This is a genomic window from Xenorhabdus hominickii (assembly GCF_002632725.1).
GTDB classification, from domain to species: Bacteria; Pseudomonadota; Gammaproteobacteria; order Enterobacterales; family Enterobacteriaceae; genus Xenorhabdus; species Xenorhabdus hominickii.
In genome coordinates, this window is the sequence record NZ_NJAI01000001.1 from 288,038 (window position 1) to 313,090 (window position 25,053).

Genomic DNA, 25,053 nt, shown 5'->3' on the forward strand with positions numbered 1-25,053 from the left:
CGCATAAAGTTAATGACGGCATTGTTTCAACAAATTGTTGAGCAATGGCCCCCACTGTTCCAGTGAAACAGGAGAAAGGATATCTGCATGTTCGCAATCTTGCCGATAAACCTTCAACTGGCGAATCCAAGGCGCCCACGTTCCCTCGACATCCAGCTCAGAAGGCAAAGTCCGTGTTGCCACAAACAGTGTGGCTTCGCCATCATATTTCTGGTTAACGGCAGATAATAAACTACGGACAGCATCTCGATAGTTAGCCACGATATCTTCAAACATCGCCTGTTTTTCCATGCGTAACTGCGGATCACGTTCATCTTCTGTCGTCGCCATAAACTCTGCCTGTTCACGGGCAATTTCCTGTTTGGCTTCTTCCTCACTTAGCCCTCCCCAATCTTGTCCTTCTGGAGGATAAGCATCCAGTAATCCCAAGAAAGCCACTTCCTCTCCTTCTTGCTGCAAACGAATTGCCATTCCCTGTGCCAGCATTCCCCCCAGAGAATAACCCAACAAATAATAAGGCCCATGAGGCTGGATACTCCGCAAAGTTGCCAAATGGCGTGTACACATTGCGTCGAGGCTGTCACAGTCAGCAATCACCCCTCTAGGACGAGGAGACTGTAATCCGATAATCGGCCAATTCCCCTCTAAATAACGCAACAGTCCGCTGTATTGCCAAGCAAAACCCGATGCAGGGTGTACACAAAACAGTGCTGGCCCAATGCCTTCTCTCAGCGGCAGGACTTCCCCCGCACCACGGTTTTCTGCCGAATTCTGCCTTTGATCATCAACCAATAACGCACTCAATTTTTCTACACTTCGGGTGACCATGATATGACCGACTGAAACAGAGTGATTAAAACGGCGGCGTATTTCGGCTGCCAACCGCATTGCCAGCAGAGAATGTCCCCCCAAAGCAAAGAAGTCATCATCAGCCCAAACGGTGTCACACGCTAAAATTTCGGCGAACAACCCAGCCATTTGGCTTTCCAAACCCGCTCTCGGCAACCTGCCCGTGGTCAATTTTTCTGGTATCGGGAGTGCCTTGCGGTTCAATTTCCCATTGGCGCTCAACGGGAAACTTTCCTGTATTACATAGCTGACCGGCAACATATAAACCGGCAATCGTTTAGTCATCGTTTGGTGTAGTGCTTCTATATCCAGAACCACACCAGATTGAGGAATTAACCAAGCAATTAACTGACGGGCATCAGCACTATTAATTGCTGGGCCAGTAATTGCCTGACCGATAATTGCTTGGCCTGCTTTCCCTAGTTCACGCGCTGCAACCGCAGCCTGAGCCACTCCTGGCTGTTCCAGTAAAACCTGTTCAATTTCACCCAACTCAATACGCTGACCCCGTATTTTTAGCTGATCATCACTGCGTCCAAGGTATTCAACTTCACCGTCTGCTGACCAACAGGCAATGTCACCCGTTCGGTACATCCGTTTACCTGATACGAACGGATCGGCCACAAAACGGCTAGCGGTCAGATCGGCTCGGTTCAGGTAGTTTGTGGCTAACTGAATACCACTGAGATAGAGATCACCAGCCACACCAATAGGAACAGGACGCAACCAAGTGTCTAAAATACGTAATTGGGTATTCCATACCGGTCGGCCAATAGGAACACCAGCACTGGTACAACGTTCCAATGCATCACCAGATGCTGGTTGCCATGTCACATCCACCGCCGCTTCCGTTGGCCCATAAAGATTATGTAAAGGTGCTGCTACCAGCGTTTGATAGCGACGCGCCAATTCACATGACAAAGCTTCGCCACTACAGAAAACCCGTCTCAGACTGTGGCAGAAAGGAGCGTCTTGCTCTCGTAACACTAATGAATCCATTAAGGTTGCCAGCATTGATGGAACAAAATGCAACGTAGTCACACGGTAATCATCAATAAGCTGAAGAAGCGTTGCGGGATCGCGATGTGCTTCTGGTGGCGCCATCATTAACTGAGCTCCCGTCATCAGCGGCCAGAAAAATTCCCATACAGAAACATCAAAGCTACATGGAGTTTTCTGCAATACCACATCATCCGCAGTCAGTTGGTAAGTATCCTGCATCCACAACAGGCGGTTAACAATGGCTTGGTGACTCACCATTACCCCTTTAGGCTGTCCTGTGGAACCCGAGGTATAGATAATGTACGCCGTATGTTCAGGAGTCACATTGGCGGCAAGATGGATGGGCTGCTGTGTTTCATCTGCCAGTTTATCCAGTAACAACAAAAGTGCCTGATTGGCAAAACGTGCCTGAAACTCACTTTCTGTTATCACTAATCGAGGTTGGGCATCTTTCAGTATGATGGTCAAGCGCTCATCAGGATAAGCGGTATCAAGAGGCAACCATGCCGCCCCTGCTTCCAGAATCGCTTGTAACGCCAAACTCAGCCGTACTGAACGTGCTAATGCAACCCCGACAATATCTCCCGGCTGCACCCCCGCTTCAATTAAACGATCGACTAACAAGCGAGTTTGAAGACGCATTTGCTGGTAAGTCAGGCGATGATGACAATCCAATAACGCCAAATCGTCAGGCCTTTTTCTTGCCTGCTCGATCACGGTCTGATGAAGTGTTTTTGAAGGGATATCACGATAGGTGTTATTGACTTCCTCAATCAACGCCGCTTCATCAACCGTTTGCAAAACCCAATCCCGCAGGGCGATCTCCGGTTGTTCAATTAATTGCTGGATCAAAAGAAGTATGCGTTGTGCCAAGCGTTCAGGCTGTTTAACACTTGGTCTATATTCCATCAATAAACGCAGACGCTTACCTGGTAACACCAATAACGTCAAAGGGTAGTGGGTATAACCGCAGTTATTGATGCCCTGACAGACGATGCCTTCGTCATTCCCTTGATTTTGCTCCACTACAGGGTAGTTTTCAACCACCAGCAAGGTATCAAAAAGCGTGCTGGTGCCTGCAATTTGCTGGATCTCACCAAGACCAATATTGTCATGTTCAATCAATTGGATCTGCTGCGCTTGTAACTGCTCTAATTGAGGCAATAGTGGCTGCGCCATATCCAGAATAACTCTAACCGGTAAAGTGTTACTAAATAGCCCAATATGCTGATCTAACCCTTCAGTCTGCCCAAACCGCCCCGACACGGGGGAACCGAAAACGACATCAGATGAGCCACTGTGTATACTCAGCAACAGAGACCAAACGCCTTGCATCAATGTATTGATTGTCAAACCACGTTGCTGACATAACCCGATTAACGCCTGTTCCATCGCAGGTTCAAGTAATATCTCAAGCGCCTTAACCTCGCCAGTATGAGGATGTTCACCGAACAAACAGGTTGGTTGAACCCCTTTCAAGAGCTGTTTCCAGCACTGGCGAGTAGGCTCCGCCTCACGTGCCAATAATTGATGGACGACTTCTTGATAACGAATTTCAGGTCTATGCAAGGCTTGAGCGCCTTGATTCAGCAACGTCAAAAGATCTTGCACCAGAATAGGGGTTGACCAGCCATCGACGACCAGATGATGAGCATTCAGCAATAGCGTGTAGCGTAGACTTTTACCATGGCGCACGAGCAATGCGTGCAACATCGCTACTGGCTGTTGGAAAAGATCTCGCATAAGCTCTGCTTTTTCCAGTTCTCGTAATGCTATATCTTCCTCTTCCAGCGTCAGTTCAGGTAGTTGATGGAAATCAAATGCCCAATAATCTTTATCATCGGATATGATCGGTATCAGTTGCAGTGGAGCGGCATTTTGTTCTGTGTCAAATTGCGCAGCAAGCTGAGGATGATGCCGAATTAAAGCCAACAGCGCCCGGCGTAACTCAGTAACCGTCAATGGCCCAGACAGGGAAAGGCGTGTCAATGAGTTATAGCTGCCATGCTCGGTGGCTGTCTGAGCATGGAATAATAATCCTTGTTGCAGAGGAAGCAGCGGCAATACCGCAGATAATGACCCATAACGCTCGCTTAGTTGGGTGAGATCGCTCTCCTCCACACCTGACAACCCCACTTCTGCGGCGACTAAAGTTGCAACAGCCTGCTCAGGCTGTTGCCTGGCGAATTGTATTAAGCTGTCGGCCGCCCATGCCATACCACGATGTAATTCGGCAATATCCCGGTGGCTGAAAATACCATCGACCCATTGCCAGTTAATCACCAATTGCGGAGTGTTCCCCTGTTCATCAACGAACAAATTGATTTCCAAACTGTGGTTCAGGAACATTTCGGGATCTTGATAAACAGCAAAAGCATCCCGGAAAAGATTTCTAGTCCGTTGTGGCGCCCATAAGTTATCTGTCTCGATAAAACGTCCCAGATAATTAAATAAGATTTCCGGCGTTTCTTGCGGTGCAAATATTTCCCGCCCTGTCTGATCGAGGTAACGCAGCAAGCCATAGCCTATACCACGATCGGGTACAGCACGTAGAACGCTTTTCACCGCCCGCACCACCTCAACCGGCTGACATTCCCCTTTCTGTAGTAAATCGACCACTATCGGATATTCAGCCGTCATCCAGCCAACCGTCCGAGCCAAATCGCCTGTTTGATCTAATTCAATACGGCCATGAGACTCTAACTGAAAGCGTAATTTACTGGCATGAAAGTGACGATAACAAGCCATTGCCAATATCGTTAATAAAATCTCTTCAACATTAGCGTGGTACTGATTTGGCAATATTCCTAATAATGCTGCCGTTTGTTCACAGCTCAATAATGTTCGTTCCTCGCGGGCGTTTATTCGGCGATCCCGCTGTACATTCAACGGACGCAGCCCTAAAAGAGGTGTTCTTTCATCCAGCATACTTTGCCAAAAAGGCAATTCTGCTGCACGTTGTGGCAGATTTTGGCGCAGGTAATCATTCCAATCGTATAGGGTGTACTCTTCTGCGGGTAAAGTCATGGACTTACCGGTAATTGCCGCTTCCACTCCCTGACGTAACTCATCCAAGAGTATTCGCCATGAAACCCCATCTGTAGCCAGATGGTGAATAACGAACACTAGTCCCTTTGACACACCACTATTTTGTAATAAACAGAGATAGAATAACTGACCCCGCGCGGGATCCAGACGCATTACTGCATCATGGAAGGCTTGCTCTGCACAAGTTTCAATATCTTCACAATTTTGCCATGTACTGCAATAAGTTCCTTCAGGCACAGCTATCGATTCCCCCACAATAAGTTGATTATCGCGGGTAGATGCACGCAGTACAGGATGTGCCTGCACTAAGGCAGTCAATGCCTGTGATAAGTGTTGCGGCTGTAATTCTGCGGGCACGCGTATAAATACACCATGAGCGAAACGGGTATTGATTCCATGAGATTCAGCAAACCAATGCAAAATAGGCAGGCTATCGATTGCCCCTTTCTGAATGCGCGCAGGAGTCTGCTTCACGATAGCGACAGGCATCATTTTCAATGCCATGCGCGCGGGTGTACGTTCACTAAAAATATCCCGTGGACGTAACTGCCAGCCAAGGCGACGTAATTGTGTTCCCAGCGCCATTGCGGAAATACTGTCACCTCCCAGTACAAAAAAATCATCATCTGCACAGGCTTCTTGCACACCTAATAGACTGACGAATGCTTCACAGATAGATTTTTCCTGCTCACTTTTCGCTTTTCTCCCCACAGGTAATTGGAGTTTCTGCGATTTAGGCAACGCACCGCGATCAATTTTGCCATTGACTGTGAGAGGTAAGGTTTCCAACACCATTAATCGGGAAGGAACCATATAATCAGGCAGTTTCTTGGCCAGTTCAGCCAATAGTTGAGCAGAGAGATCAGGCAGGGCGCGTCGTTGCCCATCGGGTACAGCACAATAACCCAGCAGTCGGTACGTTGCGCCGATAGGCTCGGCAATCACGACAGCAGAACTGACCTCCGGCAAATCAGCCAGAGCATTTTCCACTTCACCCAGTTCAACGCGAAAACCACGTACTTTGATCTGATGATCCACACGGCCAATAAATGCAAGCTGTCCGTCAGACTGCCAACGCATGAGATCACCACTGCGATACATAACTTCGCCATGACGGAATGGATTGGCGATAAAGCGTGTAGCCGTCAGCCCTGGACGGTGCAAATAACCGCGCGCGATACCCGCTCCAGAGAGATACAGTTCTCCCACGGCACCTGTTGGCACAGGTTGTAAACAGCTATCCAAAAGCCAGATATCCGTATTGGCAACCGGGCGCCCAATCACAGGCTGCTCGGACACCTGAATACTGGCGCCCAGCGTATCGATAGTGTATTCGGAAGGGCCATAATAATTGTGGATATCAATTTGTGGCTGCTGTTTAAGCAATTCCCACAACCGTGGCGTGGCGGCCTCACCACCTATCATAATAAACGCAGGCTGGTGGTTACCTTTCTCCAACAGCCCACTATCGATGAGCTGGGTCAAAAAGGAAGGGGTGATATCCATGATATCAACCGGCAACAGGTTCATTTGCTGTATCACGCCCCACGCATCCCGCCTTAGCTCCTCATCAAAGATATAAAGCTCACTGCCCAAAATCATACAAAACAGTGGCTCCCAAGAGGAATCAAATGAGAAAGAGGCGGTATGCCCTGCACGTGCCCGCCGACCATGCTGCCGATGAAAATTCTCAATGGCAGGCCCAAACAAATGTACTGCATGGGAAGTCAATAAATTCAGCAACCCGCCATGTGTACTCATGACGCCTTTTGGCTTACCTGTGGAACCAGAGGTGTAGATCATATAAGCCAAGTGTTCACTACGCAGTTTTTCGCGCCGTTCTTCGTCTGTGACAAATAACGAAGACAAGCTGGCACACTGCACCGCTATCTGATGATCATCAAGACAGATGGTCTTGGATATTTCAGGCATTTGTGCCCGCGTATTCAGGTGCGTGATCAGCAAGACTGGCTGAACATCGTCACACATTAACTGTAAACGTTCCTGCGGGTAATCGAGATCAAGCGGAATGTAAGCTGCACCACTGGCTAACACACCTAAAATAGCAACCACTGAATCCACCGAACGAGGAATGCCAATAGCAACTACATCTTCAGCCCCGATACCCTGAGACAGCAAGAAACGTGCAAACTGCATCACTTTTGCCATCAATTGGTGGTAACTAAGCTGTTCATTACCACAACGTATAGCGACGACATCAGGCTGCCGTTCGACCTGCTGCAAAAAGAGATCCAGCACAGAAACACTCGTTACAGGCATTTGGATTTTCGGCCCACATGACCATTCATCAAGCCGTTGCTGTTCCTGCGGCGGAATAATGGGTACGAACGCAATAGGCTGTTGCGGCTGTATCAACAATTGATTCAACAGATAGCTAATCCGCTCACCATGCCACTGTAAGGTTTGTTCACTATATTTTTTTCGATTGGCGATAAGTGTCAGATGAAGCTGGTCATCATAGCTACACAATTCAAATTCTAAATCATCCACAGGCCCCATCGCGAGTGTGTGTGTCTTGATGGGCTTACCGCCTAATTTCAACGTCTCGTTATAGATTTTATAGTTGAAAACCGGGCCATAAAGCGCGTTATTGCTGCCTGATAATCCCAAATCACAACGTAGCTGTTCGGCTTCATATCGCTGGTAACGACGCACTTGCTTTATTTCATCTACAAACGCTCTCGCTACTTCGGCAAGAGTCATACTGCTTTGCAGTTTTATTTGCAGAGGTAAAAGATTGACCACAGGCCCCATCGCACAAAGCGCTTGAGACCCCAGGCGCCGCATAAAAGGAAATCCAATCGATAGATGTTTTTCTCCACTCATACGATAGAAATAGATACAAAGTGCAGCCATCGCAATTTCAGCCGGTTGAAATTTCCGCAGTAAATCATCTTCACCTAATGAAGCAAACTGAGTAACCGGAAAATGGCAATCGTAATGTAGAGGTAAAGCGCTGCCCGTATTCACTATATCTTCAGTGGAAAGTGAAACGGAAACACCTCGTTCACGGGTATGTTGTTGCCAGAATGCTGCTGTCTCTGCTTTTGCGGGTGACTGATCCCAATCCTGATACTCTTTGACTACCTGCTCGAATGAGCAGAAAGGATTTTCAGCAGACTGGCGATCTGTGCTTAACGCATTATAAATATCAATAATGCGGCGGGTCAGTGCTTCAAAACTAAAGCCATCCAGCATGAGATGATGAAAGCGCTGATACCAGAACCATCGTTCAGGCTGAGCACCGACTTTCATGATTACCTGCCGGTAAAGCGGGCGTTCCCCGTCTGCGGGTAATTCAGCGGCCAGATCCGTCTGCATTAATTCCTGTGACGCGTTTTCCCCCTGTTCATGAGAGAAATCGAACCATTCAGGGGCAATAACCTGTTGTGCATCACGGAAGGTGGGAATTTGCTGTACAGGTATCCCCTCTTCATTGACAAAATATCGTGCATGAATGGTATCAGCTTCAGACAAACCTTGGCGGATAGCCGCATCAAATAAGGAACGATCCAGTTCTCCATTAATTTCAATATAATGCGCAATGGTAAATACATTGCGCTGGCTGGCGATTTGATCGGCCATCCAAATCCCGGGCTGAGCAGCCACTAGCGGTAATGTCAGATTTACCTGTTTAACTTCAGGCAGCGGTAATACATTAAGCACGTTTTATTTCCTTTCTTATCTATACCTGTCGTCTTTCAAGGTGCAGCTTTGTTGGCTACACTCACTCATCCCAGGAACTCGTTTCCAAGACATAAGCGCTGTATCTTGAAATCCATTGGGTATACAGATTAAACCGTCGGCATTATTATTTTGATTCACCTATGGTTTGCGCAGAATGGCCGGGCGCATATCCACCCAGTGCTCTTCTATGTATGCAATACATGCTGTCCGTGAATCTGGACCAATAGCTCTCTCCCAACCGGCTGGTTGTGCAGCAAAGGCTGGCCAAAGGCTATATTGCTGTTGATTATTTATCAGTACATAAAAAGAGATTTCATCATCATCAAAAGGATTTTTTTGTTCCAGATTCATCGTTTACTCTCATCATATTCGGGATTTCAATCATCATTTGCCATATCACTTTTCAGCCAGTAACCAGCTCAGTCCATCAATTAATCCACCGCGCCAACACAGCACATCATGACCACCATTAAACACGCGATAATTCACGCGATGCCCGGCCTCTTTTAACGCGGCATACATTTGATCATTCACAAAATGAATATCGGCTTCGTGGGAACCCGCTTCTTGAAAGATTTTCAATGATGACGGAACAACTTTTTGATCAGAAACCTGCTGTGTCAGCCAGCCAGGTTTCTGTTCAGAAGATGGCATAAACTGCCGGACAATTTTGCTATCTGGCCACCAGAAAGACCCCGATTGCGTGAGAACACAACCAAAGCGTTGCGGCCAATGGAGAGCGGCATACAATGCCGACAGACCACCATAGCTCTGCCCTGCGATAATAGTCTGTTCAGGATCATCACTGAAAACAGCATGCTGTGCGATAAGTGGTAATAGTTCATCCTGAATCGCTTGCCAAAAATCTTGATTACAGGGGAGTTCTTGCTCTCGGTGAGACATATCAATAACATCAATCAGAAGCCAGATTGCACCCGGTATCTGCTGTTTTTCAGTCGCCACGTCAATCACAGGAAAAATCGGCACTTTCTCTACCCAATTCAGCCCATCCAAGAGAATGATAAGAGGCCGTGGCAGCGCGGTTTCTTCCCCGCTGGAATAAAGCCAAATGCGCCTTTGATTGTTGAGCCGATCACTCTGCCAATGCAAAAGCAGAGGCTCTCGTTTGTCCGACCGCATGACATGATTTGAATTTACTTCGGTTAATGCCCATGCAGTCTGTTCAAGGGCATGGGGCATGTGAATCGCTGATAAAGGCACACCAACCCCATTACGGTGAGAATCTTGCCGATTCAAAGGATCAGGAATGGATAACGGAAAGAGTGAGATCCACCACTCACGTTGCTGTTGGTTACTTAGTTTTATTTTATCGGAAAATTCGGGGGGCAAATGTGCATCAGTGACAGGTATAAATCGATAACTCCCTCTCCAATCATCTTCGAGGCTCACTGACCAATACCAGATATCCGTTTCAGGCACTCGTTGCAAGCTCTGTGGCTGCGGGCAGTGATGATCAGTGACCCCATTGATATCGATATAGACTTGGCGAATATCTGAATTTTGTTCATCCCCACGAGGATCTCGCCAAAAGAATGTCGTTTGAACTTGGTGATTTATCGCAACTTCTATGATGGGCGTTCCCAAAATAGCAATATTTTCCCACCATAATTTACTACCAACATTAGGAGCGGATAACAAATTATCTACCACACCTGATGGCTGAAATACTAACCGCATTCCGTTATCCCCTCAAAAAAGTTCGCTCATAAATAACATACATATCTGATACACAGAGTGAACAATAACCCAAATAAACGAAAATCATTATCATCATCAAATGATATTGATAACGATTTTCGTTTGCAATATTATTCAACTTATTTTATTAATCATAACTACTGGTTAATAGAGTTAATGGACACTATTGGGGTAACGTGGCAGGAGGCCCTTGCTATTCAGCTCAACATCAATGAAATAATTAATTTATTATTTAATTGATTTTTAAAAACTATTTAAAAAAAAGTCTATTTTGAGAGATGAAATCCATGGTACTGCCTATCAAGAATAAAACGTTGAAAGCCGCAAATAAAACAAATAGAAACAATAACTATAATAAACTATTTTTAACGATTACTTCTGCCTTACTGTTATCTCCATATGCTTCAGCAAGCAATAACACGGCCAATAACAACGAAGACATCATAACCGTCACAAGCACAAATAAAGGTAACTCAGTAGAACACTTCGTAGAATCAGACAGTGCTGCTGGCACCAAAAGCACCACTCCCCTCATCAAAACACCCCAATCAATCAGCGTCATCAATCGCACACAAATGGAAGCACAAGGTGTAACGACTGTTGCTGACGCCCTGAATTATTCAAGTGGTGTAGTGACTAATTACCGTGGCTCTTCCAACCGTAACGATGAAGTAATCATACGTGGTTTCCGTTATGCGTCTAAATTCCTTGATGGCTTAAGCTATGCAACAGGAGGCCAAGTTGATCCTTGGTTATTGGAACGTGTGGAGCTGGTACATGGGCCTGCATCCGTGCTATATGGTCAGATCAGCCCTGGCGGGTTGATTAACATGACCAGCAAAAAGCCAACAGCACAACCTATTCATGAGGTACAGCTAAAAGCAGGTAGTCATAGCCTTGGTGAATTGGCCTTTGATTTCGGAGGAGCACTGAATGACGATATTTCCGTTCTCTATCGTTTAAATGGTATTCTCAGCACCCAAAAGCAGTTCGTCAAAGACTATAAAAAAGAGCGTATTGCCATCGCCCCGGCACTGACATGGATACCCAACAATAATACGACCTTTACGTTACTGACAAGTTATCAGTACGATCCTAAAGCGGGATACCGCAACTTCTATCCTAAAACCGGCACCGTAACACCCGTTCCCAATGTGGGCTATATTCCCTACGATATGAACCTCAGTGATCCTTCTTTTAATCAGGCCAGACGCGAACAGACCTCTATCGGCTACATGCTTGAACATGACATTGATGATATTTTCTCTTTCCAGCAAAATCTGCGTTATTCAAAGTTAGATGAGCGTTTTAAGCTTTTCGTTTATTCATCAGATACAAAAAAACCGACGACTATCCAACGCATTCCACAGAAGGAATACGGTGAAGCACAAACATTTAGCGTGGATAATCAACTGAAAGCACAATTCTCAACAGGTAACATTGAGCATAACGTCATCAGTGGTGTGGATTACAAATGGGTGGATAATCACAACAAAAGATGGAATAAAAAAGGTGACCAATACAATTTTGATTGGGCACATCCAACCCGGAGTATTCCCGTTAGTGAAAATTCTCTATCCCTTGCCTTAAATGATAAAAAGAAACTCCATCAGTTAGGTGCTTACGTACAGGATCAACTCGGTTGGGAAAACTGGAATTTAGTTCTGTCAGGGCGTTATGACTGGACCGAAACAAAGCAACATGATCTCATCAAAGATAAATCAACAACACAGAAAGACCGTGCTTTTACCGGACGTGCGGGGTTATTGTATGCCTTTGATAACGGCATTTCGCCTTATATCAGTTACAGCACTTCCTTTGAGCCCAATCTGTCTCAAGGTGCACCGGGTACACCGGCATTCAAACCCACAACAGGTGCGCAGACTGAGATAGGCATCAAATTCCAGCCCAAAGATCACAATACCTTGTTAACGCTTTCCTTATTCGATATCACCCAAAAAAATGTGACCAGCCGTAATCCAGTCACTCGCGTTAGCGAACAAATTGGCAAAATTGGCTCAAAAGGGGCGGAAGCCGAAATCCATTCACAAATCACACCTGAAATCAATCTGATAGCCACCTATACCTATACAGATACTAAAACCAAAGGTGATAGCAATGCCTCACGTATCGGCAAAAGAGTACCATCGATTCCTGAACATACGGCTTCTGCCTGGGGTAGCTATAGCTTCACACAGACGGCTCTGAAGGGCTTTACTCTGGGAGCAGGCGTACGCTATATCGGCACCACATCCGGCGATTATGAAGAAACATTCCATGTACAGCCCTACTCCCTCTACGACCTGATGGCGAAATACGATCTTGGCGAAGCATCACCTCAGTTAAAAGGTGCCAGCGTACAGCTAAACGTGAATAACCTGAGCAACAAACGTTATGTCGCCTCATGCTCGAATAAAGAAGCCTGCTTCTATGGTGGAGGACGCAGTATCTTTGCCACTGTGTCGTATAGCTGGTAAAGCAAAACTTACTTATCTCAGTGACAAAAAGTAATGCTATGTATGACAAAATCTTTTTGCCACTGTGAGCTTATTTTCATCAGCGCAAGCTTATACGTGTTGAGCCACTTTTTACGTCTAAGCCAATTTATTGAATCTATTATTTAAAAATAATAGGGAAACATCGTGCTTAAGTTAACTACTGAATATCACACATCCCAACTACTGGATTTTAGTTGTGATGATTTTGTGTTCCTGTCCTCAAATAAAAGCCTGCATGCACAAGGGTGTTTTACCAAAATAACAACTCCTGCCAGTCATCATGGTGATATTGACAATCCATTGCGTGATCATTTATCTCAATTATTCCATCAGGCTGAACAGGCCGGAATTAAAAATCCCATCGCAGTGGGAGCAATCCCTTTTGATAAACGCCAACCTTCTGCCCTTTACATTCCTTATGAGTACCATTGGCTAGAAAGAGAAACCTTGCGTTTTTCCGCTCCGTCTTCTTCACCAATGTTGCCATTACACAAGTGTCATTCATGGCCCGAAAAAGCAGAGTTTTGCCAGATGGTCTCTCAGGCCGTTGATGCCATACATCAGGGTCAGATTGATAAAGTCGTCCTTTCACGCCTGTTAGACATTGAATTTGAGCAAGAGCCTGACACTATCCAACTTTTTATGCAGCTTAACGCCCAAAATCCCTATAGCTATAACTTCCACCTTCCATTGGGCAACAGCACGTTAATTGGAGCCAGTCCAGAACTTATACTTCGCAAACAGGGCAATGCCATTACGTCTCAACCTCTGGCAGGTTCATCGCGCAGAAGCCGCAATATCGCAGAAGATAACGCCTTACGACAATCGCTGCTGCATTCGGCTAAAGATCACCATGAACATCAATTAGTGATTAACGCAATAAGAAGCGCACTTACTGAACATTGTACTGAACTGATGATCCCTGATTCTCCTTCAATATTCAGTACCCCTTTACTTTGGCACCTCGCCACAGAAATACGCAGCGAATTACGCAATAAACACGCCGATGCACTTTCAGTGGCCTGTCTGCTCCATCCGACTCCAGCACTTTGTGGTGCGCCAAGAGAACGGGCATACGAACTCATCGCTCAACTCGAACCCTTCGAACGTAACTATTTTGGCGGCATTGTCGGTTGGTGTGATGCCAGAGGCAATGGCGAATGGGTCATTGCTATTCGCTGTGGTGAATTATTTGCAAACCATGTTCGACTCTTCGCAGGAGCTGGCATCGTTGCTGACTCCCAACCCAATGCCGAATGGCAGGAAACGGGAGTAAAACTGGGCACCATGTTACAGGCGCTGGGATTATCCGCTAATAAGGAACATGTGTTATGAGTATTGAGTTCAATCGCTGGCCCGAAGAATTGTCACAGCGCTATCGTCAACGCGGCTACTGGCTTGACCTTACCCTTGACGACATACTCAGTCGTCAGGCTACCAATGAAAATACCGCGCTGATTTGCTCGGAGCGACAATATAGCTATCGCCAACTCAATCAACTCGCGGACAATCTGGCTGCCTCCCTCAAACGTCGTGGTGTTCAGCATAGGAAAACCGCCTTGGTGCAATTAGGCAATATTGCGGAATTTTATATCACCTTTTTTGCCCTACTGCGTTTAGGTGTAGTTCCCGTCAATGCCTTGTTCAGCCACCAGCGTAGTGAGCTATTGGCTTACGCCGAGCAGATTAAACCATCATTACTGATCGCAGATCGTAGCCATTCTCTATTTTCAGACAATACTTTTATTCACGAACTGCATACACGCCATCCTTCACTGACAAACGTATTCCTGCGGGGAGATAACTATAGCCCGATAGATTTAACGATACTGACTGATGAAAAAGTGAATGACTTTACCGCGACACCAACACCAGCGGATGAAGTCGCTTTTTTTCAGCTATCAGGTGGCAGTACTGGCATCCCGAAATTGATCCCGCGTACTCACAATGATTACTACTACAGTATTCGCACTAGCGTTGATATCTGCCATTTCAATGCGCAAACACGCTACTTATGCGCCCTTCCTGCCGCCCATAATTACCCGATGAGTTCGCCAGGCGCATTGGGCGTTTTTTATGCAGGAGGTCAAGTGATTATGGCCAACGATCCCAGTGCATCCAGTTGTTTTCCTTTGATTAAACAGCATCGGATCAATGTGGCTGCTTTAGTTCCTCCTGCGGTAAGCCTGTGGCTGGAAGCCATTACTCTGACAGCGGATAAGTCACCGCTTGATAGTCTGACCTTATTACAGGTAGGCGGTGCACACCTGAGTGAATCTCTGGCACGGAGAATCCCTTCGGAGCTGGGTTGCCAGTTACAACAGATATTTGGCATGGCAGAGGGATTGGTGAACTACACACGGCTAGATGATGACGAGCAAACAATTTTCACCACTCAAGGCCGTCCGATCAGTGATGATGATGAAGTATGGGTCGCCGACAATCTGGGCAATCAGCTACCATATGGTGTTCCCGGTAGGTTGATGACGCGCGGGCCTTATACTTTTCGTGGGTACTACCAAAGCCATCAATACAACAAACTCGTATTTGATAAAAATGGTTTTTACTGTTCGGGTGATTTAGTTATTCAAACAGAGAAAGGCTATCTAAAAGTTGTGGGCAGGGAAAAAGACCAAATTAATCGTGGTGGCGAAAAGATTGCAGCAGAAGAAATTGAAAATCTGCTGTTACGCCATCCGCAGGTGATCTATGCAGCATTGATCGCCATTCCTGACTCGCTGATGGGAGAAAAAAGCTGCGCCTATGTTGTTACCCGCGAAGAGATAAAATCAGTCATATTGCGTCGCTTTTTACGCGAGCAAGGTATCGCTGATTACAAACTTCCCGACCGCTTTGAAAACGTTCCATCCCTACCCATGACGCCTGTCGGCAAAATCGATAAACAAAAATTACGCCAAATTGCACAGAACATGTTAGTCCATGTCGGAGAAACAAAATGAGCATTCCCAAAATTAACGATTATATTCTGCCCGTAACTCAAGAATTACCGATCAATAAAGTGGATTGGCCATTTGATAGTCAGCGGGCCGCTTTACTGATCCATGACATGCAGAATTATTTCCTCAATTTCTGGGAAACCGATAGCCAGCTAGTAAAGCAAATGATCGACAATATCGTTCGTCTCAGAAAACAGTGCAAACAACTGGGGATTCCGGTTTTTTACACCGCCCAACCCAACCACCAAAGTGATGCAGACCGTGGGTTATTGAATGATATGTGGGGAGCAGGACTAAATCAGCATCCTGAGCAACAAAGTATCACTGACGCATTGGCGCCTGAAAGCGATGACACCATATTGATAAAATGGCGTTACAGTGCCTTTCAGCGCTCAGATTTAGAACAACAATTGAAAGTCATGGAGCGTGATCAATTAATCATCTGCGGTGTTTATGCTCATATTGGTTGCATGACAACAGCCACGGATGCCTTTATGCGCGACATCAAACCTTTTTTTGTCGCTGATGCACTGGCAGATTTCAGCCGCAACGAGCATATCATGGCATTACGTTATATTGCCGGCCGTTGTGGTCGCGTACTGACGACAGAAACTCTGCTCAACGAAATATCCCCGTCCCCAAAATGGACACGCGAACGTCTCCGTGCTGAAATTTTACCTCTGCTCGATGATGACTGCGGTGATATTGATGATCACGAAAACCTACTGGATTACGGCCTTGACTCTGTAAAAACAATGTCTCTGGTGACACGTTGGAACCATGAAAACCATGACATTAATTTTATCTCGCTAGTGAAAAAACCAACGTTGGCAAACTGGCTCACTCTGCTTAATGATAGACAAGAGTCCAAATAATGAACGCAACTTTCGATTTCAATAATAAACATGTTTGGGTGACAGGAGCAGGGCGTGGTATTGGCTATCACATTGCTAGTCGATTCAGTCAGGCTGGTGCGAAAGTCATCGGGTTGGATCTGGCGTTTCCCGATACTAACCTCCCTTTTACTGCTTATGAGTTAGATATCAGTGACCATGTAGCCGTGAGCCAGCGCTGTCGTGAATTACTCACAGAAGAATCCCGCTTGGATGTATTGGTCAATGGTGCGGGTATCCTGCGAACAGGACGAACAGAAACCCTGAGCTGGGAAGATTGGCAACAATGTTTCAACGTCAATGCCGGTGGAGCTTTTAATTTTTTTCAGGCTGTGATCCCACAATTTCAACGGCAACGCAGTGGAAACATCGTTTCTATCTGCTCTAATGCTGCTCACGTTCCACGGGTCGAAATGTCAGCTTATGGCGCTTCCAAAGCCGCCTTGCGTAGCTTGTGTCAAAGTGTCGGGCTTGAATTGGCTCCCTATGGTGTGCGTTGCAATCTGGTTTCCCCCGGTTCAACGGATACTCCCATGCTACGAGGTATGTGGCAAAATGCTGCATCCAGACAAAACACCATTGATGGTTTTCCTGACAAATTTAAGTTAGGTATCCCTTTGAAAAAAATTGCCTTGCCGGAAGAAATTGCGGATACCGTTCTTTTCCTTGCTTCAGATCTCGCCAGTCATATCACCATGCAGGATATTGTCGTTGATGGTGGAGCAACCTTGGGTAGCTGAGTGAAAAATCCATCTGTGCAATCTAAAAAGCTCAGACAGTGACAGGCGCCATCAGACACGTCAATATAAAGTGCAGACCATCCAAGATGATGGCCTGCACTATTAATAAATCTGTCAATATTCCAAGAGCATGAAATTACCAAATAAAAACAGCCTGAGTGTGCACCCTCTATGTAACAAGTGAGTACCTGATAGCGATATGTATTTCATCGCTTTCACATTCTTGATCTATACTATTGTCCCCTTTTTTATATATTAAAAATACCATGGAACGATTTCTAGAAAACACTATGTACGCCTCTCGCTGGCTACTTGCGCCAGTTTACTTTGGTTTATCATTGGCGCTATTTGCTCTCGCGGTTAAATTCTTTCAGGAAATCCTGCATATCCTGCCGTATATCTTTTCAGTTGCAGAATCCGATCTGATCCTGACGTTACTTTCTTTGATTGATATGACACTGGTTGGTGGGTTGCTGGTAATGGTGATGTTTTCCGGCTATGAAAACTTTGTCTCAAGCTTGGATATCGACGAAGATAAGGAAAAATTGAGTTGGCTAGGAAAAATGGATGCGACATCTCTCAAAAATAAAGTCGCAGCCTCGATTGTCGCTATTTCCTCCATCCATTTGCTGCGCATTTTTATGGATGCCAAAAATGTACCGGACAATAAACTGATGTGGTATGTCATTATCCATCTCACCTTTGTTTTATCCGCATTTGTGATGGGATATCTTGATAAACTTACTCGCCACGACCACTAAGCAATAACTTAACCTCACGCAAACACATTCCCTTGATGCCAGTTGATTCCAACCGGCTGGCATTACGGGCTCCGCTGCTTAGTGGGTTCACTGTTCAGGGTTTCTTTCAATAACGTCTCAATAAAACCGTCCACAACCATTTCAACCACTTCACTTCTGGTTGTTTCCAACCGATTGGCCAAACCGTCTATTTTCCTGATAACAGACATTCTCAGAGAGAGAGAAATCGATTTTTTCTTCTCTTTATCAAGGAAAACATGGCTGGTGACTTCTTCAGCATGGAGACTGAGATGCTGGGCAAGCAGTTCTTCGATCCTTCTCACATCTTTTTTGGTCAGCATCCCTTTATCAATTAACTGATAGGTGTTTCCTATTTTGCTAAATCGAATATCTGCGCAGTAGAGATCTCTCAACTCCCGCAATGCACGTGTTAATGTCGGCTCCGAACAATGGAGTTCCCTAATGATTTTAACCTTACTAACGGGTTTGCCATGTGAGAGCAATAAAGTTAATTTGAAATTTCTAAATTGTTTGGGACTAAGCAGCATTTTTTGATTACCAAATCAGGGATAACAAAAACAAAAAATCCCTACGGTTAACTGCGGGGATGGCCTATCAGCATAGCTTCTACAGCAGGTAAATCAATATTAAAACAGATTAAAGCCTTGCTAGCTCCTTCATTAGTCTTTATTTCTAGGCTGCCTCGTTCTATGCGACTTCTGCTTCTATGCCATAATACTCTGCTCGTTGCAGGATATTCATCGCCCAGTGTTGATGAGTCGCTGGTTCACACATCGCCCCTTGAGATTTGAAAACAGCCTGACTGGCGTTGAGGATATTTAACGCATCAGCATAATCATGGGCGCTGACCATAAACGCTCGCTGGATGCATTTAATCTGCCTCGGATGTATCGCGGTTTTTCCCACCAAACCGTGGGTAATATCTAATTCCAGCTCTTTCTCAAGTAGTTTCAAATCATCGATATGCTCGCAAACGGGCGCGGTCAGAGAGAACCCACGGGCCGCAAAAACAGCAATCAGCATTTTGATGACATATCCCATAGGCCCATCATAAAGCGTAAAAGTACGTGAGCGACGCAGAGATATCACATTCATCAAATCATTACCGCCGATACGCAGGGCAATAATACGTTCCTTGCAAGGATGATTTTTAAGGGTATCAGCAAGTTGATTCATTTGTTGAACATCAAACACTTCTCCCGTTTCCAGTGTAGGCATAATGCAAAGATGTGTTGAGCTAATAATGTCCCACCAATCGGATACCGAAGCGTGGGTAAATTTAGGCAGAACCAGCCCATCAACGGCACTGAGGTTAACATTAGCAACCAGATATCTCCCCATCATCACGTCACGCGGACGGATAAAAATCAGCGGACGTGGATGCTTGCTATCAGAAAAAAACATTTCAGCAGAAGCGGTATCGGATTCAGCCAGTACTTGCAGGGCATGCTTGAGATTTTCGATAGCAACAGGAATATCTTGTTCGTTGACCGCATCTTCCAGACAAATCACCAGAGAGCGCAGACCAGAAATTTTATTGTGTAACACGATTTCTGCAATATCTTGGCGAGTCGCTGGCATATACAGTGTTGCACCAAGTTGATATGGAGAAGGGATAGCTGTCATCACGCAACCTTCTTAATGATTGTCACAGCACGATATTGACCGATTAAGTCACCCACTTCCGTAATAGTGACCTGTTTTTGGCGTGCCAGATGAACCAGTAAAGCAACATCAGGGTCATTTTGAGAACGCACAAGCACGTGTTCCGGTACGCGACGCAATACAGCCCGGGTTGCCTCAGCAATGCCGGGTTTAATGCGATTAATGCTGTCAATCTGGTATTGTTCAGCCAAGTTGGAAATCACCGTTTTGCTCAATTGTAGCAAAGCTCGCTTTTCCTGTGGCTGCCAAATGGCTTCTGGTACAGTATCCAAATCCAGTCGATCACGGCAATCAGCAACGGTATCCACCAGCAATCTGCTGCACTCAAATTCAACCAGATGATCACACTGTACGCAACCATGCAGCCCCTCTTCACACCAGACAGAACGTGATATCAAGCCAGATACCGGCGCTCCCATAATACCAAAAGGAATCAACCAATCGTCGTCACTGGCTGCCAGCCACGAACAGCCACAGGGATCGGCCAATACCACTAAACGCGGAATACCCGAATAGCCAACCCGCCCTTCCAGAGAGTGTGACAGTTCCGCAGTAATGGCCCCTTTCCCCGTCCAACCATCGACAAACACGATCCCCTCTGTGCCATGTTGCTGCTCAATGTACGATAGTGCTGCATTGTCTATTCCGCGATCCCGAATAATACTGATGCCATAATGATAAGAACACTTACCCATCTTTCTGAGTGTCTGATGCAACATAACCCCCAAAGGCACGCCAGCTCTGACCAAACTGACCAGCACAATTGGTGTGTCATCCGGCGTATCACCAAAGCGGGATATCAATGCCTTGGCAAGCATCACGACTTCCGTTGCCAACCGGACAGCCCCTTGTTCCAGCGCCTTATCAAATAAATCGAGATGATAAAGCGTTGGTGCGGGTTCCTGACTCAACATATCCGAGTAGTGGCGCGTGCCCGATTGGATCAACTGTTCCTTAACATCGACAGGCGTCATCTCAATCTGAACTGGCTTTAACAGAAATTGAACATCATCAGAAGCATAACTCCCAGAGAAAGGGGGAAAGCTATTCATTATTTACAGCTCCAAATAAAGAATTCATTAATTTGTCAGCAAATTGGCTTTGCTGGGGCATACCAAACCAATCACAAAGTTGCATGAAACGATAGTCACTCAGACTATCCCCCAGACCAATAACAGGAAAAACACCCCTCTCAGCACGAAGCTTTTGCAAAAGGTGACGAGTTGCCAATCCCTTGTCAACACACTTTGGTAACAAAGTCAGATTGTTATTGTTTTGGTGAAAATAAAAATGAAAGTCACCAGAGTCAGACCACTCTGCTATTGCCTGAGTCAGTGCTTCAGCCAGCACATCAAGATCGTCCAGATTATCGCAATTCCGGTGCTTAATAATCAGGAAAACAGGCATATCACCATACTCATAATCGATACGTACCCATGCATCCATACCGTGTGATGCGATCAAACAATGAGCCAGGCGTTCCAACTCCCGCAATTTATCCCGATACGGCATCAATGCTGACAGCATATGTGATCGCCAGTGCTCATCAATTGAACCTTCCGGTGTCAGGATCACCGCGCCATGCGTGACAATACACCAAGAATGGAAAGGGAGCTGCACGCGATGAAACTGCTCTGTGTTTCTGGCCGTTACAGGGATAACCTCCGCATGAGCCAGCAACCAGTCAACCAACATGGACTGCTTTTCGATCAGATAACTCTGAGGAGAGCCTTTTCGATCCAAGGCTCCCACACGAAAAAGTGACATATCTGATGTGTTGTCCATCTTGCGGTACGATTGAAATAGCGTGTCATCAATATCGGTCAAAAAAACGGGCTTAATCATAGGCAACAAGCTCTACAATGGGAGACACACGGGTAAGCTGTGCGATTAACGCCGGATCAACGGCTGTTTTCGGCGTTTCAAGGCACAACAGTACACGGTCGAATTTCTGGTGCGCGACATTGTAGAGAAAATTGGATATGCCAAGTCCGTAATTATCGGTAAAAGCCATCACTGACTGAATAGCATGACCACAGGAGATTGGAGAGCGCGTTGTCGAACCAAACATCACTGATGCACCTTCTTGCTCAAGCCGCTCAGCAAGGAGAAATGGTTGCCAGACAAATTCACTCGACCCCAACACCAGCATTTTCTCACTCACTTTGGCATGAATATCTGTGCCGAGATCACATTGAATTTGATCCAGACCCAAACGTCCCCAATTCTGGTTGCCAATGATGTTGATTTTTCCCCGTGCCGTGACATTGACTTGAGGCATAACCGGAACAGGTGCAGAGGGATCCGCTTCCCATTGCCAATTGCCTTCAATCAGGGAAACCGCAGAAACCGGTAGTGGGCTGCGCTTCATCACCGATTCACCACTCCAATCCGTCAACGTGACAGTGACGATACGCTCAATATGCTTAAGCCCACTGTTGCGTAGTGCATCCAACAGATTAAGGAATGTATTACCGGTAGTCGCCTCATCATCAATCAAAACCAGAGTACGCGCACTCATCACCCGCTGACGCAACCGGTTTTCGGCTGGCCAGTAAATCAGATGATCGGTTGCGTGACTGTGATTCTCCTTAAACTCACACAATAGATCGCCATCAACGGGATGGCGTGTCGAGGTCAGAAAGACAGGAGCATCAACCTTATCCCGTGTTTCCTGAAATACCCCAGCCGCCAGCCCGACAGCCGTTTCCGCCATGCCAATATACAGGACCGGGCCGGGAATATTAGCGGGAAACTGCTCAGATAATTTCCGATAGACCGAACGCATGGTTGATGGGCAGACAGGAATATGCCGTCCCAATACTTTACTGACAAATAAGAATGCCCTTTTGGGGTTACGTCGTTCAGCAACATCAAATAGCGCTTCCAAAGATGTGGTGCCGCGAGATGCCGTTACCGTCAACGTTCCACTGTTTAATTTTTTCTGATAAACCTGAGTATCATTTAATGCTGTCATGATGGTGCCTTTTTAAAAAAATTTCAGTCCGTTTTGGATCGCAGATGGAAACGGCAAGAATCCTCTCATAAACTAAATTCCGCTATTCAGGCAAAAACTATTGTTAAATTGCCAAGAGTCAACATGGTAACACTCAGCAATCTTTCCTAATTCGGTGAAAGATACGTCGCAGTCTAGGGTTGAGAACAAGCACATGTCAATCATATTATGATTTTTTAGTTTAAAATTTATTTGACTTTTTTGCACGAAAAAGAAATCATAAAAAATGAAGCCAGATTGTTCTCTATCACGCAGTTAACAACCAAACATACTGTTTATGGGAATCATAATATGACAGATTTTTGGCTACCTATTTGTCATATTATGATTTTTTAATACGTGAAATTAACGTGATTCACCGACAAACAGCATATGAGGTGTCATTAATGGTTTCGTTAAACAAAAATCAGTCAGTTTCGCTCGCCAAACAGAGCGCTTCACTGGCTAAAGTTGATTTTGGTCTGGGATGGGATCCCGTCGCTAAAAAGAAAGGCTTTTTAGCAAGTTTATTCAGTGGTAGCAGCGATGAAATTGATCTAGATGCAAGCTGCATACTGCTTGATGGAGCTGGCAATACCATCGATACAGTGTGGTTCGGGCAACTGAAATCAAAATGCGGTTCCATACTACACACCGGCGATAGTCTGACAGGTGAAGGTGACGGCGATGATGAAGTTATCCGTGTCGACCTGATCAAACTGCCCGCCAAGGTCGAATACCTCGCTTTTACCGTTAACAGTTTCCGTGGCCAAACCTTCAATGACGTTGAAAACGCCTTCTGTCGTGTGGTTGACCAAAGTGGTAAAGAACTGGCTCGCTATCAGTTGAATGAGCAAGGTGCTCATACTGGCATTATCATCTCTTCTCTGCGCCGTAACGGGGGTCAATGGGATTTCACAGCACATGGCGTTCCTTGCCATGGTCAGACTATTGACACTATGTATCCTCAGATCGTTGAGACGGTGGTACGCTAATGAATCTGATGCCCGGGGGAAATGCCCCCGTTTCCAACCAGACCGTCACCGTACGGGTTCTGTCAGGTGCAGCCATTGATGTCTCAGCTTTCCGTCTGTATGCCGATGGCAAAGTTAAAGGCGATCCAGATATGGTATTTTATGGTCAGCCCGTTAGTGATGACAACACCATTCGTCTGGCTGGCGACAATATCAATACCTCATTCAGCGTCAACTTGCCCGCCTTAGGGCGGGATGTCCAGAAAGTGGCGTTCACCGCAACCTGCGACGGCAATCAAACCATCTCTAACCTGCATAGCCTTACCATTCAGGTCGAGCTGAACAGCAGCGTGATTTTGCAGGGGAATGTTGAAGTGCAAGGGCGCTCGGAAGCCGCCTTGATCCTTGGTGAACTGTATCGCCGCAATGGAGAGTGGAAATTCCGCTTTATTGCTCAAGGCTTTAATGGCGGTCTTAAACCTCTGGCAGAGCATTTTGGCGTGGATATCATTGATGATGCACCAAAATCAACACCCGCTCCAGCTCCAGCATCAACTGCACCAAGCAGCATTAGTCTCAGCAAGGTTTCGCTGACAAAAGAAAAACCGGCTATCAGTCTGAGTAAACGCGATAACTTCGGCGAAATTCGCGTGAATCTGAACTGGAACCAAACGCCCTCCTCTTCCTCCTCAAAAGGTCTATTTCAGGGCATGTTTGGTTCAAACAAAGGCGTGGATCTGGATCTCGGGGCCTTCGTCCGGCTGCGGGATGGAGAGCGCGACGTTATCCAAGCATTAGGAAATGGCTTTGGTGATTACCATCATGAACCCTATGTACAGTTACAGGGAGATGATCGCACCGGAAGTGTGAGTGACGGTGAATGGCTTCACATCAATGGTCGTGAATGGAAAAACATCAATGAGGTTTTGATCTACGCCTTTATCTACGAAGGGGCACCCAGCTGGGACAAGACTGATGGCGTCGTCACGATCTATGTCCCTGATCAACCCCCCATAGAAACTCGTATGACGGAAGGTTATAACCACAAAAACATGTGTGCTATTGCCCGCCTTGTCAATGAAAACGGTGCCATCAAAGTAGAACGCATCAATCAATACTTCAGTGGGCACAAAGAAATGGACAGAGCATTTGGATGGGGCTTCAGCTGGTCAGCCGGCAAAAAATAGCAGCCTGTTTTTACACAACTATGTCTTACACAATGA

Annotated in this window: 16 protein-coding genes; 8 read left to right on the forward strand and 8 right to left on the reverse strand. The window is 46.0% G+C overall.

The genetic code is table 11. The annotated features are described in order from the left end of the window. Positions 1-9 precede the first annotated feature (9 nt). From Xhom_RS48565 to fes, 3 genes are all read right to left on the reverse strand, one after another. Positions 10-8,586, reverse strand: a complete 8,577-nt coding sequence (locus tag Xhom_RS48565) for an amino acid adenylation domain-containing protein (RefSeq protein ID WP_069317063.1) — start codon at positions 8,584-8,586, stop codon at positions 10-12. Between the two features lie 159 nt (positions 8,587-8,745). Further along, a complete protein-coding gene (locus Xhom_RS48570; RefSeq protein WP_069317064.1) occupies positions 8,746-8,958 on the reverse strand; it encodes an MbtH family protein in 213 nt (70 codons plus the stop codon). Between the two features lie 45 nt (positions 8,959-9,003). After that, positions 9,004-10,305 (reverse strand): enterochelin esterase, encoded by a 1,302-nt coding sequence (fes, locus tag Xhom_RS48575; RefSeq protein ID WP_069317065.1) that lies wholly within the window; start codon positions 10,303-10,305, stop codon positions 9,004-9,006. A 308-nt stretch (positions 10,306-10,613) separates the two neighbouring features. On the opposite strand from fes, the gene Xhom_RS48580 reads away from it, so the two are divergent. From Xhom_RS48580 to Xhom_RS48605, 6 genes are all read left to right on the forward strand, one after another. Beyond that, positions 10,614-12,803 carry a TonB-dependent siderophore receptor gene (locus tag Xhom_RS48580; RefSeq protein ID WP_099139631.1) on the forward strand — a complete coding sequence of 730 codons (2,190 nt, stop codon included), beginning with the start codon at positions 10,614-10,616 and terminating at the stop codon, positions 12,801-12,803. Positions 12,804-12,968: 165 nt separating this feature from the next. Continuing rightward, a complete protein-coding gene (locus Xhom_RS48585; protein WP_069317066.1) occupies positions 12,969-14,159 on the forward strand; it encodes an isochorismate synthase in 1,191 nt (396 codons plus the stop codon). Further along, positions 14,156-15,784, forward strand: coding sequence for a (2,3-dihydroxybenzoyl)adenylate synthase (locus Xhom_RS48590; protein ID WP_069317067.1), 1,629 nt, complete (start codon positions 14,156-14,158; stop codon positions 15,782-15,784). Before Xhom_RS48585 ends, Xhom_RS48590 begins: the two co-directional genes overlap by 4 nt. Next, positions 15,781-16,656, forward strand: a complete 876-nt coding sequence (locus tag Xhom_RS48595) for an isochorismatase family protein (RefSeq protein WP_069317068.1) — start codon at positions 15,781-15,783, stop codon at positions 16,654-16,656. The genes Xhom_RS48590 and Xhom_RS48595 overlap by 4 nt, the downstream gene beginning before the upstream one ends. Then, complete coding sequence (gene dhbA, locus Xhom_RS48600; RefSeq protein ID WP_069317069.1) at positions 16,656-17,414, forward strand: 2,3-dihydro-2,3-dihydroxybenzoate dehydrogenase; 759 nt, start codon at positions 16,656-16,658, stop codon at positions 17,412-17,414. The genes Xhom_RS48595 and dhbA overlap by 1 nt, the downstream gene beginning before the upstream one ends. 266 nt (positions 17,415-17,680) lie before the next feature. Then, positions 17,681-18,175: a TIGR00645 family protein gene (locus Xhom_RS48605; RefSeq protein WP_069318492.1), complete on the forward strand. Its 495-nt coding sequence runs from the start codon at positions 17,681-17,683 to the stop codon at positions 18,173-18,175. A gap of 62 nt (positions 18,176-18,237) precedes the next feature. Here Xhom_RS48605 and Xhom_RS48610 read toward each other — a convergent pair whose 3' ends face one another. The 5 genes from Xhom_RS48610 to Xhom_RS48630 form a co-directional block, all read right to left on the reverse strand. Next, entirely contained in the window at positions 18,238-18,723 is a 486-nt protein-coding gene (locus Xhom_RS48610) for a tellurium resistance protein TerW (protein ID WP_069317070.1), read from the reverse strand. Between the two features lie 160 nt (positions 18,724-18,883). Beyond that, on the reverse strand, positions 18,884-19,822 hold the full coding sequence (locus Xhom_RS48615) for an HpcH/HpaI aldolase/citrate lyase family protein (protein ID WP_069317071.1): 939 nt from the start codon (positions 19,820-19,822) through the stop codon (positions 18,884-18,886). After that, entirely contained in the window at positions 19,822-20,913 is a 1,092-nt protein-coding gene (locus tag Xhom_RS48620; RefSeq protein ID WP_069317072.1) for a cysteine protease StiP family protein, read from the reverse strand. Before Xhom_RS48620 ends, Xhom_RS48615 begins: the two co-directional genes overlap by 1 nt. After that, positions 20,906-21,706, reverse strand: a complete 801-nt coding sequence (locus Xhom_RS48625; RefSeq protein WP_069317073.1) for a hypothetical protein — start codon at positions 21,704-21,706, stop codon at positions 20,906-20,908. The genes Xhom_RS48620 and Xhom_RS48625 overlap by 8 nt, the downstream gene beginning before the upstream one ends. Further along, positions 21,699-22,838 carry a phosphoribosyltransferase domain-containing protein gene (locus Xhom_RS48630; protein ID WP_069317074.1) on the reverse strand — a complete coding sequence of 380 codons (1,140 nt, stop codon included), beginning with the start codon at positions 22,836-22,838 and terminating at the stop codon, positions 21,699-21,701. The genes Xhom_RS48625 and Xhom_RS48630 overlap by 8 nt, the downstream gene beginning before the upstream one ends. A 425-nt stretch (positions 22,839-23,263) precedes the next feature. On the opposite strand from Xhom_RS48630, the gene Xhom_RS48635 reads away from it, so the two are divergent. Further along, positions 23,264-23,851: a TerD family protein gene (locus Xhom_RS48635; RefSeq protein WP_069317075.1), complete on the forward strand. Its 588-nt coding sequence runs from the start codon at positions 23,264-23,266 to the stop codon at positions 23,849-23,851. After that, complete coding sequence (locus tag Xhom_RS48640; protein WP_069317076.1) at positions 23,851-25,017, forward strand: TerD family protein; 1,167 nt, start codon at positions 23,851-23,853, stop codon at positions 25,015-25,017. The genes Xhom_RS48635 and Xhom_RS48640 overlap by 1 nt, the downstream gene beginning before the upstream one ends. The last annotated feature ends 36 nt before the right edge of the window (positions 25,018-25,053 follow it).